Below are 15,679 nucleotides of genomic sequence, written 5' to 3' on the forward strand. Positions count from 1 at the left end.
GCGCCACATCCTCCACTGTCATCGCCCGGCCAGGCGCGCAATTGCGCGCCAGGACCGGGCGATCCAGTAAACGCAGGCGCCAGCGATGGCGCCGCACCACCGCCGTCCACTGGATCCCCCGCTTTCGCGGCTGATGACAACGGAGTATGTGGTGACGCAGGCGGCTCTCACGTCGCTTCGATATGCAAGACCGAGAACCCCCATGACCTACACGCCGACGCCGACGGACCCGAACGCCACGCCGGTCCGCATCAATCTCCTATCGGACACCCAGACCCGCCCGACCGCTGCGATGCGCGACGCGATGGCCCGCGCCGAGGTCGGCGACGAGCAGATCGGCGACGACCCCACGGTCAACGCGCTGTGCGCGCGCGTTGCCGAACTGCTCGGCAAGGAGGCTGTGGTGTTCATGCCGTCGGGCACCATGTGCAATGTTGCCGCAACCCTGGTGCATTGCCGGCGCGGCGACGAGATCCTGGCGCACCCCACCGCGCATCTGATCAGCCGCGAGGGCGGCGCCCATGCCGCGCTCGGCGGCTTCCAGGTCACTGCCGTACCCGGCGCCGACGGCCAGTTCACGCCCGAGGCGCTGCGCGGTGCGCTGCACCCGCGCAGCCGCTACGAGCCGCCGCAGACCCTGGTCAGCGTCGAGCAGACCGCCAACATCGGCGGCGGCACGGTCTGGAAGAAGACCGCGCTCGACGCGGTCACGACGATCGCCCGCGAGCACGGCATGGCCACCCATATGGATGGCGCGCGGCTGTTGAATGCCTGCGTCGCCACTGGCATCAGCGCGCGCGAGATGTCGGACGGCTGGGACTCGGTGTGGCTCGATTTCACCAAAGGCCTCGGCGCGCCCCTGGGCGCCGCAATGGCCGGCTCGCGCGACTTCATCGACGAGGTCTGGCGCTGGAAGCAGCGGCTGGGCGGCGCGATGCGCCAGGCCGGCATCAGTGCTGCGGGCTGCCTGTATTCGCTCGATCACCACGTCGAGCGGCTCGCAGACGACCACGCCAACGCCCGCGCACTGGCCGGCGGCCTGTCGCAAATCCCCGGCATTGTAGTGCAGCAGCCGGAGACCAATCTGGTGTTCTTTGATCCTGCAGGCGCCGGCGTCACGGGCGCGGCCATGGTCGCCGCCTTGCGCGCGCGCGGCGTGCTGCTCGCCACCATGGACGGCCGCATCCGCGCGTGTACGCATCTGGATGTGACACAGGAGATGATCGAGGAGACGCTGGGGCTGGTGCGCGAGATCGTCAGGACGGCGTAACCTCGCCGCCAAACACTCAACTGTCATCGTCCGGCCGGGCGCGCAATTGCGCGCCTGGACCGGGCGACCCAGTAGACACCGCCGTCGGCGATCAATCCGCGTCGACAGCGTCTACTGGATCACCCGCTTTCGCGGGTGATGACAACGGAGTGTTTGGTGACGGAAGCGACGCAGAGGTGGCTGCCCTACTCCACTGCCCCATACACAATCTTCCGCACGTCCGCCTCGATGCGCACACGCTGCGACGGCGCCTGCATCATCACGACAACGAACATGTCGTCGCGCGGATCGATCCAGAAGAAAGTGCCGCCGACGCCGTCCCAGCGATACTCGCCGACCGGGCCGGGCTCGCTCGCCAGTTCCTTGGTTCGTACCGCGAAGCCATAGCCGAAACCGCTGCCGTTGCCGGGGAAGTAGTAGTAGTCGCGCTTGACGCCGCTGCCCGGGCCGACATGGTCCGCGGTCATCAGCGCGACCGTCTCGGCGCGCAGATAGCGCCGGCCCTCATAGACGCCGCCATCGAGCAGCATCTGTGCGAAGCGCGCATAGTCGCCGAGCGTGCCGACCAGGCCGGAACCGCCGGCCTGCCAGCGCCGGACGTCCAGCGGGTCATGCATGCCGATCACCGGTCCGATCATCCGATCGCCCGGAAACGGCTCGGCGATGCGCCCGCGCTTGGCTTCATCGGTGACGTAGAATGACGTATCGACCATCCCCAGCGGGTCGAGCAGCCGCGTCTTCAGGAAAACGTACAGGCTCTGTCCCGACACCCCCTCGATGACGCGGCCGAGCACGTCGGTGGAGTGGCCGTAGTCCCACAGCGTGCCTGGCTGCTCGGCCAGCGGAAGCTGCGCGATGCGGTCGGCCAGTTCGGCATTGTCGAAATCGCGCTGGAACAGACCGATCTGCGCATAGCGCCGCCGCGCCGCATCGTCGCCGTAGAAGCCATAGGTGATGCCGGAAGTGTGGCGCAGCAGGTCCGCGATCGTGATCGGACGGCGCAGCGGCACGACGGCCGACGTAGCATGCTCGTCGCCGCCCTTGCGGTCGATGCCGACCTTTGCGTCGGCAAAGGCCGGAATGAACTTCGACACGGGATCGTCGAGCTTCAGCCCGCCCTCTTCCACCAGCATCATCGCGGCCACCGAGGTGACCGGTTTCGACATGGAATACAGCCGGAAGATGCTGTCCGGCGTCATCGGGTTGGCGCCATCGCGCTTGCCGAACGACTCCGCATAGACCGCCTTGCCGTGCTGCTGCACCAGCACCACGGCGCCGGGAATTTTGCCGCTGCCGATCTCGTTACCGAAATAGTCGTTGAGCGCGGCGAGCCTGGCCGTCGACAACGTGCGCGCCGGCGCTTCGGCCCACGCCGTGCGCAGCGATGCGGCGGCGAGCAGCGTCAGCCCGACGGCCAACGCCGCGGCGAGGCGCGCGGCGCTAATTCTCCAGCGCTTCATAGATCAACCGTTTGACCGTCGCCTGGATGCGCTGGCGCTCCGAGGGCGTCTGCTCCAGCAGCACGAAGAAGAAATCCTGCTTGCGATCGATGACGAAATAGCAGCCGCTGGCGCCATCCCATTTCAGTTCGCCCAGCGAACCCGGCGGCGGCGGCCTGGCATTGCCGGGATCGGTACGCACGCCGAAGCCGTAGCCGAAGCCGAAGCCGTCGCCGGGGAAATACAGCACGTCGCGCTTGACGCCGGACTCCTTGCCGATGTGATCGGAGGTCATTTCCTTGAAGGCTTCGGGACTGAGATAACGCCGGCCGTCCAGCGTACCGCCGTTCAGGATCATTTGCGCGAAGCGGGCGAAGTCGCCCACGGTGGTGTGCATGCCACCGCCGCCGGATTCCCATTTCATGAAGCGATCGGGTCCGCTGTCGAAGCCGACGCGGAAGTCGGTGTCCCACGGCATCGGCTGCGCCATCATGAAGCGCTTGGCGCGATCGGCGATGAAGAACCCGGTGTCGGTCATCCCGAGCGGGCCGAGCAACGCCTCCTGCTCGAATTTGAGCAGCGACTTGCCTGAGACCACCTCGATGACGCGGCCGAGCACGTCGGTGGAGTGGCCGTAGTCCCACAGCGTGCCGGGCTGCTCCTGCAGCGGCAGGTCGGCGATGCGCTCGGCGAATTCGGCGTTGTCGAAATCGCCGTCATAGATGCTGGCATTGCCATAGACGCGGCGGACCATGCCCTGGCCGTAGAAGCCGTAGGTAATGCCGGACGTATGCAGCATCAGGTCGCGCACGGTGATCGGCCGCGTCAGCGGCTCGATCGCCAGCGCCTTCTCGCCTTCCTCGACCGTCTTCTCGACGCCGACCTTGGCGTCGGCAAAGGACGGGATGTATTTCGAGACGGGATCGTCGAGCTTCAGCCGGCCCTGGTCGACCAGCATCATGGCCGCCACCGAGGTGATCGGCTTGGTCATCGAATGCAGACGAAAGATGGTGTCTTGCGTCATCGGCAGGTCGGACGCCAGGTCGCGCATGCCGAACGCCTGCGTGTACACCGGCTTGCCGTGCTGCTGGATCAGGATCACCGCGCCGGGTATGCGGGCGTGGTCGATCTCGTTGCGGAAGAACTCGCCGATCCGTGCCAGCTTCTCCTGCGAGAACCGCGCGCCGGGCGGAATTTCGAAAAGACCTTCGGCCCGGGTCGCGGATGCCGGCGCAACCAGCAACAGCGCTCCGCACAGCAGGGAGCGCGTTGCACGCCGCAAATTCATCACCAGGCTTTCCATCAGATGACGGAATTGTAACGCCCGCGCCCGCTCAGACAAGGGGTGTCACAAACGCCAGCGACCATTGGAGGGGCACGACGACAGCATCAGCGCTAAGCAGCGTAGTGATACCGGCGGCGGCGACGCCGAGTTGCGTCGCGCCGAACCCGCGACCGGTCAGGCTCAGGCTGCCGGCGCGCTGATCACGCCTTTTTCGGCCAGCAGGGCCTGCAACTCGCCGGCCTGGAACATCTCGCGGATGATGTCGCAGCCGCCGACGAACTCGCCCTTGACGTAAAGCTGCGGAATCGTCGGCCAGTTCGAATAGGTCTTGATGCCGTCGCGCAGGTCGGCCGATTCGAGCACGTTGAGGCCCTTGTAGCCGACGCCGACGTGATCGAGGATCTGCACCACCTGGCCGGAAAAGCCGCACTGCGGAAACTGCGGCGTGCCCTTCATGAACAGCACCACGTCGTTGGTCTTCACTTCATTGTCGATGAATTGGTCAATGCTCATGATCGCGTCCTCGTTGCGGCCCAGCCACCGGGCGGCTCGGCCCACCTGTCATGTCATATAGGTAGCCCAAAGATTTGTGCATCCCAAGGAAAATGCCCGGAAACCGGAGCAAAACCAAGGGATAGCCGCGCCGGGGGGGCAAATGATAGAGAGCCGGGCTGCCCGGGCGGGCTCCCGCGCATTCCGCCGACGCGGGCCTTGGCCCCCGGCCGGCCCGATCAATCATATGACCGCGAGCCTTTTATAACGCGCCGGACGTCCTATTTAGGACAGGCCGACCGCGGAACCCTTGCGTGAAAGCAACGTTCTCTACGAAACCGGAGATTTTCGTGACGAATCCAGCTTCAGCCGCGGCCGCGCTGGCCGCCCCGGCCGCGTCATTGTCTTCCGGATCTGGTTCGCTGGCCCGGCGACTGGGCGAAGCCTTTCTCGCCGTCCGCAACGAAACCGAACGCCGCGCCGCGCCGCTGTCCCCTGAGGACCGGCTGGTGCAGTCCATGCCCGACGCCAGCCCGGCGAAATGGCACCGTGCCCATGTCACCTGGTTCTGGGAGCAGTTTCTGCTCGGCGAGCACAGCCCGGGCTACAAGCCGTGCCATCCCGACTACGCCTACCTGTTCAACTCCTATTACGTCTCCGCAGGCCCGCGTCACGCCCGCGCCCAGCGTGGCCACCTCACACGCCCCGGTGCCGATGAAGTGACGGCGTATCGCCGGCACGTCGACGCGGCCGTCATCAGGTTCTTCGACACGACCGACGACGCCAAGCTGGCCTCGCTGGTGCCGCTGCTGGAGGTTGGCCTCAACCACGAGCAGCAGCACCAGGAACTGATGCTGACCGACATCCTGCATGCCTTCGCGCAGAACCCGATCCCGCCGGCCTACGATGCCGCCTGGCAATTCCCGGTTTCAACGACCTCAGGGGATCCCTGGCTGACGCTGACCGAAGGCATCCACACCATCGGGCATCAGAGCGAGACATTTCATTTCGACAACGAAAAGCCGGCGCATCGCGCGCTGGTCGGGCCGGTCAAGCTCGCACGCAACCTCGTCACCAACGGCGAGTGGCTGCAGTTCATGAAGGCCGGCGGTTACGACACCGCAACGCTGTGGCTGATGGACGGCTTTGCTGCCGCCGCGCGCGAGGAATGGCAGGCGCCCGGTCACTGGCGCAAGATCGACGGCGAATGGCGGATCATGACGCTGGCCGGGCTGCAGCCGATCGATCCCCACGCGCCGGTCTGCCACGTCAGCTATTACGAGGCCGATGCCTTTGCCCGCTGGAGCGGCAAGCATCTTCCGACCGAGATGGAATGGGAGGTCGCCGCTCGCGCCGGCGGGCTCAACGATGCCTTCGGGCTGGTCTGGCAATGGACGCGCAGTTCCTATTCGCCCTATCCCGGCTACCGCGCCATCGAGGGCGCGCTCGGCGAATACAACGGCAAGTTCATGGTCAATCAACTAGTCCTGCGCGGTTCATCGCTGGCCACGCCGGACGGCCACAGCCGTCTGTCCTATCGCAATTTCTTCTATCCCCACCACCGCTGGCAATTCACCGGACTTCGCCTCGCCGACTACGTCGGCTGATACTCAACTTAACGGCGCGTTGAACGCGTTCAGGAGACCGTCATGAATGTGCATGCCCCACTGGCAACGCCGCATCAGCACGATGAGAATACGTCGGCTTTCGCATCCGACCTGATCCAGGCGCTGTCGCAAAGTCCGAAGAAGCTGTCGCCGAAATATTTCTACGACGCCGCCGGCTCCGAGCTGTTCGAGCAGATCACCAAACTGCCGGAATATTACCCGACCCGCACCGAGCTGGCGATCCTGCGTGCGCGCGGCGCCGATATTCACGGCATCATTCCCAGGGGCGCGGCGCTGGTGGAATTCGGCGCCGGCGCCACGACCAAGGTGCGGCTGCTGCTCGACCAGTGCGAATTCGCCGCCTATGTGCCGGTGGACATCTCCGGCGACTTCCTCAACGCCCAGGCCGCCGAGCTGCGCGCGGATTTTCCCGATCTCGACGTCTATCCGGTTACCGCGGACTTCACCGCCCCGTTTGCGCTGCCCGACGCCGTCAGCGCGATGCCGAAGGTCGGATTTTTCCCGGGATCGACGCTGGGCAATTTCGAACCGCACGAGGCTTGCGCCTTTCTGCGCAGTGCCCGCGAGATTCTCGGACCCGGCGCGCTGCTGGTGATCGGCATCGATCTGGAGAAGGACGAGCGCCTGCTGCACGCCGCCTATAACGACGCCGCCGGCGTCACCGGTGCGTTCAACAAGAACCTGCTGGTGCGCATCAACCGCGAGCTCGGCGGCAATTTCGACCTGTCGGGCTTTACGCACCGGGCGATCTACAACCGCGAACGCCACCGCATCGAGATGCACCTGATCGCCAAGAATCCGCAGACCGTGCGCGTGCTCGGCCACAGCTTCTCGTTCCGCGCCGGCGAAAGCATCCACACCGAAAGCAGCTACAAATACAGCCTCGACCGCTTCACAGCCCTGGCGCGCGGCTCCGGCTGGACCCCGAAGACATCATGGACCGACGACGCCAAGATGTTCTCGGTGCATGCATTGGTGGCGGAGAACTAAGAAAGCGCGCGCATCGCGCTGGGCTGTCATCGCCCGGCCAGGCGCGCAATTGCGCGCCAGGACCGGGCGACCCAGTAAACACCGGCGCCGGTGATCGTCACGTCAGCCGATGTTTACTGGGTCACCCGCCTTCGCGGGTGACGACAATCGAGCGGATTTACTCCGGCACACCTGTCTGCAGCGCCAGCGCATGCAGCACGCCGCCCATCTGGCCCTTCAGCGACTGGTAGACGATCTGGTGCTGCGCCACCCGCGACTTGCCGCGGAAGGATTCGGAGATCACGGTGGCCGCGTAATGGTCGCCGTCGCCGGCAAGGTCGCGGATCGTCACCTCGGCGTCGGGCAGCGCGGCCTTGATCATGGCCTCGATATCGTGGGCATCCATCGGCATTCAGGTCGTCTCCAGCACGGTCCGATTCGCGGCAGGCGATCGCCGCGCCGGGTGTCGAACTTAACGCGGACGCCCTTCTGCGTCACCCATTCAGATACTATATCGAAGGTTCCGGCGCGCCGAAAACGGTGCCGCCGACCCGATCCGATCGACCGACCGCAGGAGCAGACCCCATGAAATTGCCCGGCCCCGACCATCCCATCGCCATCACCGCCAATCCCAAGCGCGTCCGGGTCACCGCCGGCGGCGTGGTGATCGCCGAAACGAACCATGCGCTGACGCTGAAAGAGGCAAGCTACCCGGCGGTCCAGTACATCCCCCGCGCCGACGCCGACATGGCGCTGCTGGCGCGGACCGACCGCGTCACCCATTGCCCCTACAAGGGCGACGCCAATTATTACAGCGTCAGTGCCGGCGGCAAGACGATGGAGAACGCGATCTGGACCTATGAAACGCCGTTTCCGGCCATGGCCGAAATCGCCGGCCACCTCGCCTTCTATCCCGACAAAGTGACCATCGAGGAAGTGGCGGGCTGAAGTCGTCGTTCGAAGAATGACGGCCTTCAGCCCGCCATCCCGGGCTGCGACAGCCGGCGAAGCCGGATGGCGCAGACCCGGGATCTCGAATTGTTTTGAACATCCAGGGATTCCCCGCACTCCGATTGGAGCTGCTGAGGTTCGCTCGCGCCTCGCGCCCCGGCATGACATGGCATGCCTGATTTGCCATAATCAGGTTCGCGACACATCGGGGCAATCGATCACATGTCAGACCGCAACGCAGCGCTGGACCGCGCCCGCACCTTCATCACGCTGCTGGTGCTGGCGAACCACGCGGTGGTCGCCTACACCGCCTTCGGGCGCTATTATCCCAACCACTATCTGTGGTCGACCGCGCCGATCGTCGACAGCCAGCGCTGGTTCGGCTTCAACGTCCTGACGCTGTTCAACGACGCGTTCTTCATGTGCCTGATGTTCCTGCTGTCGGGCCTGTTCGTCGCGGGCTCGCTGGCGCGCAAGGGCGTCGGCAACTTCTTGCGCGACCGCGCGCTGCGGCTCGGCCTGCCGTTCCTGGCGATGATCTTCGTGCTGATGCCGATCGCCTATTACGCCTCGTTCAAACTCTCCAGCAACAAGGCCGGATTTGTGGAGTTCTGGCTCGGCAACTTCAAGCAGGGCATCTGGTTCGACGGGCCTGGCTGGTTCATCTGGTACCTGCTGTTCCTCGACCTCGTGGCAATTCCGGTGTTCTATTTCGCGCCAGGCGTGATCGACGCCATCAACCGGCTGTCGCTGGCCTCGTTCCAGCGCCCAGTGCGCTTCGCAGGCGTTCTCGCGCTGGTCTCGATCGTGGCTTATGTCCCGATGCTGTTCGAGGTCGGCGCCGTCCGCTGGTTCAACTGGGGGCCGCTGCAGGTGCAGCTCAGCCGCACCGTTCTCTATGGCGTGTTCTTCTTCGCCGGCATGGGGATCGGCGCCGCGCATCTCGACCGCGGCCTGCTGGCCGGCACCGGCGCGCTGGCGCGGCGCTGGTGGGTGTGGCTCATCGCCGCCGCGGTAGCGTTCGGCGCACTGGCCTGGCTGATCGATTTCCGGCGCATGAAGCTCGCCAACCTCGCGGGCGCGCCCCCATTCTGGTGGCAGTCGAGCTACGGCGTGATCTATGCGGTGGCCTGCTCGCTGATCTGCGTCGCCGTGCTGGCGCTGTTCCTGCGCTTCGGCCAGCGCGACAAGAGCATCTTCGATCCCCTCCGCGACGACGCCTACGGCATCTATGTGGTACATTACATCCCGGTGCTGTGGCTGCAATACGCCCTGCTCGACGTGACCGCGCTCGGCGCGATCCCGAAAGCGCTGATCGTCTTTGCCGGCACGCTGGCGATCAGTTGGGGCGTGACGGTGATGCTGCGCAGGATACCCGGCGCCCGGCGCGTGCTGTAATGCGACATCCGGCGCAGAGATTCGCCGGTCGAATGGACAGGTGAAGGTGATCAGGCTTCTTTTCAACGTCGCTCCCGACCTCTACGCGCAGTATCGCGCGCCCATCCTTGACGCGCTGCGACGCCGCGACCTGCCCGCCGAGGCAGGCCTGCCCGGCGACATCGCGCCCGAGGCGGTGGACTACATCATTCATGCCACCGGCGGGCCGGTCACGGACTTCGGCGTGTTCACCCGCGCGCGTGCCGTGCTGAGCCTGTGGGCCGGCGTCGAGAAGATCGTCGGCAACAGGACGCTGACCCAGCCGCTGTGCCGCATGGTCGAGAGCGGCCTGCGCCAGGGCATGGTGGAATGGGTGGTGGCGCACACGCTGCGCGCGCATCTCGGCACGGATCGCTACGTCCGCGAAAAGCCGGTCACATGGACGCAGCACGTGCCGCCGCTTGCCACCGATCGGTCGGTCACGGTGCTGGGCCTGGGCGAACTGGGATCGGCGGCCGCAACGACGCTGGCCGGGCTCGGCTTCCGCGTCACCGGCTGGGCGCGCCACGCCCGCGAGATCGCCGGCGTGCGCTGCCTCGCCGGCGCGGACCGCCTGCCCGAGGCGCTCGCTACAGCGGAGATCCTCGTGGCAATCCTGCCCGAGACTCCCGACACCATCAATCTGCTCGATGCCAAACGGCTGGCGATGCTGCCGCCGGGCAGTTGCATCCTCAATGCCGGCAGGGGTTCGCTGATCGACGACACCGCGCTCATTGCGGCGCTCGATCGCGGACAGGTGGCAAACGCAACGCTCGACGTGTTCCGCACCGAGCCGCTGCCGGCCGATCATCCGTTCTGGTCGCATCCGGGGGTGACGATCTCGCCGCATGTCGCCGCCGCCACGCGCGTCGGCACGGCGGCCGAGGCGATCGCCGACAATATCGCGCGCTCGCAATCCGGCGCGCCGCTGCTGCATGTGGTGGATCGCACGCAAAGCTATTGAGCCCACGTCCCGGACGCGATGCGGCATCGCTCAGAGATCGACGACGATGTCGCCCTGCGGCTGCGCGCAGCAGATCAGCAGGTTGCCCGCCGCCGGCGGATCGATCGGATCGGGCCGGTACGTCACCGTCCCGGCCACAAGCCCGCTTTCGCAGTTGTGACAGACACCGGTGCGGCACGACCAGCGCACCGGCACATCGCAGGCTTCGGCGAGTTCGAGCAGGCTCTGGAACGACGGATCCCAGTGCACGCTGAGGCCGCTGCGCGCGAACGACACCAGCGGTCCCGTGCCCGCGTGCCCCGACGGCTGATGCGGCGGCGTCTGCGGCGCCGCAGCGATGCCGGGCGTGCTCGACGGCCCGGCGCCGAACAGCTCGGTGTGAATCCGGTTCCTGGCGACGCCCCAGGCAGCCAGACCTGCAGTTAGTTCGCTCATGAAGGCCGATGGCCCGCAGATGTAGAAATCGGCATCGCGCGGCACGTCGAGTTCGCGAAGTGCCGCCATGTCCAGACGGCCGCGCGCATCGTAATCGATGCTAGGCCTGTCATCGGGATCCGGCACGCTGTAGCGGACCAGGCGGCGGCCATGCGCCAGCGCTGATATCAGCGACGCCGCCTCGCTGGCAAAGGGATGCTCACGGCCGTTGCGGGCGCCGTGCAGCCACCACACGGCACGCGGCGACGCCTGCGCCGCCAGTGCATGGAGCATCGCCAGCACCGGCGTGGCACCCACCCCCGCGCTCAGCAGGATGACGGGACCGTCGCCCGGTCCAAGCGTGAAGCTGCCGCGCGGCGCGCTGACGTCCAGCACGTCGCCCACCTCCACCCTGTCGTCGAGATAGGCGCCTGCCGCGCCATGCGCTTCCCGCTTCACGCTGATGCGATAGCAGCGCTCGCCGGGCTCACCGGACAACGAATAGCTGCGCAGCAGCGCGGGGGTGCCCGGCACCGGCGTCAGCCGCAGCACGACAAACTGGCCGGGAAGCGCCGCGCTGAGGGGAAGCCCATCCGTGGGCTCGAGCACCAGCGACATCACGCTATCGCTCTCCCGCACCTTGCGCGACACCCGCAGCGGGCGGAATCCGGTCCAGGCCGGGGGCGGTCCGGACGAAGGCGCCAGCCCGGCATTTCCCGTCGCCACCCCGCTTTGCTCCTGCGCCAACAGCGATTGAAACGACGCGCGCCAACCGTCGCTCACCGCCGGGATGCGCAGCGCGCGTTCGAGTCCGCTGCGGGAATGGCCGGGCCTGTAAAGCAGCGCGTCGATCTCTGCGACGCTCATGCGCTCGGCACCGCTGCCGACCTGGACAATCTCGTCGCCGGCCTCGACCTCGCCCTCCTGGATCACCCGCAGATAGAAGCCGGGCCTGCCGCGCGCCACCAGCAGCGCCGCCATCTGCGGCTCGTTCATGCGGATGCCGACGCGGTAGCAGGTCACGCGCGGCTGCGTCACCTCGAACACGGCGCGGCCGATCCTGTAGCGGTCGCCGATGCACACCTCGTGGTCCGGCAGGCCGTCGACGGTGAAATTCTCGCCGAACTGGCCGTGGCTGAAATCGTCGCGGCCGAGTTCGCTCTGCCAGTAGCGGTAGGAGTCCAGCTGATAGACCAGCACGGCGCGGTGCTCGCCGCCGTGGCCGGCGAGATCGCCCTGCCCGTCACCATCGATGTTGAGCCGGCGCACCATGCGCGGGCCTTGCACCGACGTTTTCCAGACGGACGTGTGAACCGTCTTGCCCTGCCACGCGATGTCGCGCGGCAGTCCCACATTGACCGACAGCAAGCGCGCCATGACGTCGTCCTCCGCTGCGATGCCGGCGACAGCCTAGCATCGTCGAGGTATCGAGAACATACGCAGCGCCGTGCCGGAGACGCGGCGAGTGCGAGCCATACTGGACGGCGTTCCCGATGTGTTGCAGAACGCCGTCTGGCTCTGAACCTGACTGGAGTGCTCCCCGATGGCCCACGAACTGCGCGTGACCGAAGGCCCCGCCCTGACAAATGGGGGAGAGATCGATCGCGACGCTCTCCAGGCCGCCCGCACCGACCTCGCCGCCTGTTTTCGCATGGCGGCCCGACTCGGCATGGAAGAAGGCATCTGCAATCACTTCTCCGCCCTCGTTCCTGGCCGCGACGACCTGTTTCTGGTCAATCCCTACGGCTTGGCCTTTGCCGAGATCACCGCGTCCAGCCTGCTGGTCTGTGACCTCGACGGTCGCGTGATCGAAGGCGAGGGCCGCCCGGAAGCGACGGCGTTCTATATCCACGCCCGCGTCCACAAGCGGCTGCTGCGCGTGAAGGTCGCGTTCCATACCCACATGCCCTACGCCACCGCTTTGACCATGACCGAGAGCGATCCTCTCGTCTTCGCCGGCCAGACGGCGCTGAAATTCTACGGCCGCACCACACTCGACCGCGACTACAACGGCCTGGCGCTCGACGAACGCGAGGGCGACCGCATCGCCGGGGCGATCGGCGACGCGGACATCGTGTTCATGCGCAATCACGGGGTCATGGTGCTGGGACCGACGATCGCCGAGGCCTGGGACGATCTGTACTATCTCGAGCGCGCCTGCCAGGTGCAGGTCCTCGCGCTCTCCACCGGCCGGAAGATGCTTCCCGTCGATCCCACGATTGCCGAAGCCGCCTATCGGCAGATGCGCGAAGGCGATCCGGAATCGGCACGCCTGCATCTGGAAAGCGTCAAGCGCGTGCTCGACCGCAGTGAGCCCGACTACCGCGACTGATCGGGGTCGTTGGGGCCGGCGCGCCCGCGCCACACTCCCTGTCATCGCCCGGCCTGGCGCGCACTTGCGCGCTTGGACCGGGCGATCCAGTACACACCGGCCGTCGTATACTGGATCCCCGCATGCGCGGGGATGACAGCCGGAGTTTCAGGCTTACGCCGTCGCGCCCATGTAGTTCGGCAGCCAGCTTTCATGGGCGTGCTCGAGCGCCTTGATATGCAGGGCGCGTTCATTGGCGATGGCGAGTTCGACGCCGCCGGTGACGCCGATCTGCATGCAGGGCACCTCCACCGTCTTCAGCTTGGTGAGCACGCTGAGCAGATGCTCTTCCGGCACGGTGACGATGTAGCGCGCCTGGTCTTCGCCGAACCACCAGGCGTGCGGCACGGTCGCAGCCGGTGCTGCATCGAGCTTGGCACCGACGCCCGAGGCGATGGCCATCTCGGCCAGCGCGATCAGCAACCCGCCGTCGGAGACGTCATGCACCGCCGTGGCAGTGCCGGCGTGAATCATGCCGCGCACCACGTCGCCGTTGCGCTTCTCGGTCGCCAGATCCACCGGAGGCGGCGCGCCCTCTTCGCGGCCGCAGATGTCGCGCAGATAGACAGACTGGCCGAGCCAGCCTTCGGTCGCACCGATCAGGAGGATCGCTTCGCCCTGCGATTTGAACGCCAGCGTCGCCGACTTGGTGAAGTCGTCGAGCACGCCGACGCCGCCGATCGACGGGGTCGGCAGGATGCCGCGGCCGTTGGTCTCGTTGTAGAGCGAGACGTTGCCGGACACGATCGGGAAGTCGAGCGCGATGCAGGCTTCCGCAATGCCCTTCAGGCAGCCGACCAGGCTGGCCCATGATCTCCGGTCGCTCGGGATTGCCGAAGTTGAGGTTGTCGGTGATCGCCATCGGCTTGCCGCCGACCGCGGTGATGTTGCGCCAGGCTTCCGCCACCGCCTGCTTGCCGCCTTCGACCGGATCGGCCTCGCAATAGCGCGGCGTGACGTCGACGGTCATCGCCAGCCCCTTCGGGCCGTCTTCGATGCGCACCACCGCGGCGTCGCCGCCGGGGCGCTGCACGGTGTTGCCGCCGATGACGTGATCGTACTGCTCCCACACCCAGCGCTTGCTGCACAGTTCGGGCGTGCCAATGAGCTTTTCCAAAGCGTCGGCGATCGACAGCGGCGCCGTGACGTCGCGCGCATGAATCACCGGCAGCGCCGGCGTCGGCACGTGCGGGCGATCGTACAAAGGCGCCTCGTCGCCGAGCTCCTTGATCGGCAGGTCGACCATGGTCTCGCCGCCATGCTTGACCACGAAGCGCATGGTCGGCGTGGTGTAGCCGACGATGGCGAAGTCGAGGCCCCACTTGCGGAAAATCGCCTCGGCCTCTTTCTCTTTCTCTGGCTTCAGCACCATGAGCATGCGCTCCTGGCTCTCCGACAGCATCATCTCATAGGCGCTCATGCCGCGCTCGCGCGTCGGCACGGTGTCGAGATTGAGCTCGACGCCGAGGTCGCCCTTGGCGCCCATCTCGACGGCCGAGCAGGTCAGGCCCGCGGCGCCCATGTCCTGGATCGCGATGACGCAATCCGCCGCCATGATCTCCAGGCAGGCTTCCAGCAGCAGCTTTTCGGCGAAGGGATCGCCGACCTGCACCGTCGGGCGCTTCTCGGCCGAGTCCTCATCGAATTCCGCTGAGGCCATCGAGGCGCCGTGGATGCCGTCGCGGCCGGTCTTCGAGCCCAGATAGACGATCGGCATGTTGACGCCGGACGCCGCCGCCAGAAAGATCTTGTCGGCATCGGCGAGGCCGACGGCCATGGCGTTGACGAGATTGTTGCCGTCGTAGCGGGTGTGGAAGCGCATCTGGCCGCCCACGGTGGGGACGCCGAACGAATTGCCGTAGCCGCCGACGCCGGCCACCACGCCCGATACCAGATGCTTCGTCTTCGGATGCTCCGGCGCGCCGAACGACAGCGCGTTCAAGCAGGCGATCGGCCGCGCGCCCATGGTGAACACGTCGCGCAGGATGCCGCCGACCCCGGTGGTCGCGCCCTGGTAGGGCTCGATGTAGCTCGGGTGGTTGTGGCTCTCCATCTTGAACACGATGGCCTGGTTGTCGCCGATGTCGATGACGCCGGCATTCTCGCCCGGCCCCTGCAGCACCCACGGCGCCTTGGTCGGCAGCCCCTTGAGATGGATGCGCGAGGACTTGTACGAGCAGTGCTCGTTCCACATGGCCGAGAAGATGCCGAGTTCGGTGAACGACGGCACCCGTCCGATCAGCTTGAGGATGCGCGCGTACTCGTCGGGCTTGAGGCCGTGGGAGGCGACGAGTTCGGGGGTGATCTCCGGGGAGATTTTGGGCTGATTCATTGGGACTCTTGCGCTTGTGAGGCTTCTTCGGAGGCAGAAGGGAACAGCGGAAAAAGGGCTTTTACCCCTCTCCTCCGCCCAGTCCAAGGCTTTACGGATTCAGCTTGCGAAACCGGCATTTGCGCCCGGCCTAGGAACCGGATTTAAC

12 protein-coding genes and 1 pseudogene are annotated in these 15,679 nt (G+C 66.4%); 7 read left to right on the top strand and 6 right to left on the bottom strand.

The window, feature by feature from the left end; translation table 11 throughout:
* Positions 1 to 202 precede the first annotated feature (202 nt).
* Positions 203 to 1,270 (top strand): threonine aldolase family protein, encoded by a 1,068-nt coding sequence (locus ACUXVA_RS26560; protein ID WP_445489112.1) that lies wholly within the window; start codon positions 203 to 205, stop codon positions 1,268 to 1,270.
* Between the two features lie 185 nt (positions 1,271 to 1,455).
* Here the strand turns inward: ACUXVA_RS26560 and ACUXVA_RS26565 are convergent, their stop codons facing one another.
* The 3 genes from ACUXVA_RS26565 to grxD form a co-directional block, all read right to left on the bottom strand.
* Complete coding sequence (locus ACUXVA_RS26565; RefSeq protein WP_445489114.1) at positions 1,456 to 2,730, bottom strand: serine hydrolase domain-containing protein; 1,275 nt, start codon at positions 2,728 to 2,730, stop codon at positions 1,456 to 1,458.
* Positions 2,711 to 3,997 carry a serine hydrolase domain-containing protein gene (locus ACUXVA_RS26570; RefSeq protein ID WP_265082933.1) on the bottom strand — a complete coding sequence of 429 codons (1,287 nt, stop codon included), beginning with the start codon at positions 3,995 to 3,997 and terminating at the stop codon, positions 2,711 to 2,713. Before ACUXVA_RS26570 ends, ACUXVA_RS26565 begins: the two co-directional genes overlap by 20 nt.
* Positions 3,998 to 4,174: 177 nt before the next feature.
* Entirely contained in the window at positions 4,175 to 4,507 is a 333-nt protein-coding gene (grxD, locus tag ACUXVA_RS26575; protein WP_445489117.1) for a Grx4 family monothiol glutaredoxin, read from the bottom strand.
* Positions 4,508 to 4,836: 329 nt separating this feature from the next.
* Here grxD and egtB point away from each other — a divergent pair, with 329 nt between their 5' ends.
* Both egtB and egtD read left to right on the top strand, forming a co-directional pair.
* Positions 4,837 to 6,093: an ergothioneine biosynthesis protein EgtB gene (gene egtB / locus ACUXVA_RS26580; RefSeq protein ID WP_445489119.1), complete on the top strand. Its 1,257-nt coding sequence runs from the start codon at positions 4,837 to 4,839 to the stop codon at positions 6,091 to 6,093.
* 42 nt (positions 6,094 to 6,135) lie between these two features.
* Positions 6,136 to 7,104, top strand: coding sequence for an L-histidine N(alpha)-methyltransferase (egtD, locus tag ACUXVA_RS26585; protein WP_265082930.1), 969 nt, complete (start codon positions 6,136 to 6,138; stop codon positions 7,102 to 7,104).
* A 157-nt stretch (positions 7,105 to 7,261) separates the two neighbouring features.
* On the opposite strand, the gene ACUXVA_RS26590 is transcribed toward egtD, so the two are convergent.
* Positions 7,262 to 7,495: a BolA family protein gene (locus tag ACUXVA_RS26590; RefSeq protein ID WP_265082929.1), complete on the bottom strand. Its 234-nt coding sequence runs from the start codon at positions 7,493 to 7,495 to the stop codon at positions 7,262 to 7,264.
* A 173-nt stretch (positions 7,496 to 7,668) separates the two neighbouring features.
* Between ACUXVA_RS26590 and ACUXVA_RS26595 the strand changes: the two genes are divergently transcribed.
* From ACUXVA_RS26595 to ACUXVA_RS26605, 3 genes are all read left to right on the top strand, one after another.
* Entirely contained in the window at positions 7,669 to 8,031 is a 363-nt protein-coding gene (locus tag ACUXVA_RS26595) for a DUF427 domain-containing protein (RefSeq protein WP_265082928.1), read from the top strand.
* 225 nt (positions 8,032 to 8,256) lie between these two features.
* Entirely contained in the window at positions 8,257 to 9,432 is a 1,176-nt protein-coding gene (locus ACUXVA_RS26600; protein WP_265082927.1) for an acyltransferase family protein, read from the top strand.
* Between the two features lie 46 nt (positions 9,433 to 9,478).
* Positions 9,479 to 10,414, top strand: coding sequence for a 2-hydroxyacid dehydrogenase (locus ACUXVA_RS26605; RefSeq protein ID WP_445489122.1), 936 nt, complete (start codon positions 9,479 to 9,481; stop codon positions 10,412 to 10,414).
* A 30-nt stretch (positions 10,415 to 10,444) separates the two neighbouring features.
* Here the strand turns inward: ACUXVA_RS26605 and ACUXVA_RS26610 are convergent, their stop codons facing one another.
* Positions 10,445 to 12,205, bottom strand: coding sequence for an MOSC domain-containing protein (locus ACUXVA_RS26610; protein ID WP_445489124.1), 1,761 nt, complete (start codon positions 12,203 to 12,205; stop codon positions 10,445 to 10,447).
* Positions 12,206 to 12,371: 166 nt separating this feature from the next.
* Here ACUXVA_RS26610 and ACUXVA_RS26615 point away from each other — a divergent pair, with 166 nt between their 5' ends.
* Positions 12,372 to 13,160 carry an aldolase gene (locus tag ACUXVA_RS26615; protein WP_265082925.1) on the top strand — a complete coding sequence of 263 codons (789 nt, stop codon included), beginning with the start codon at positions 12,372 to 12,374 and terminating at the stop codon, positions 13,158 to 13,160.
* A 153-nt stretch (positions 13,161 to 13,313) separates the two neighbouring features.
* Here the strand turns inward: ACUXVA_RS26615 and purL are convergent.
* Positions 13,314 to 15,531 (bottom strand): annotated as a pseudogene (purL, locus tag ACUXVA_RS26620) (phosphoribosylformylglycinamidine synthase subunit PurL).
* Positions 15,532 to 15,679 lie beyond the last annotated feature (148 nt).

The sequence above is a fragment of the Rhodopseudomonas sp. RCAM05734 genome (assembly GCF_052658035.1).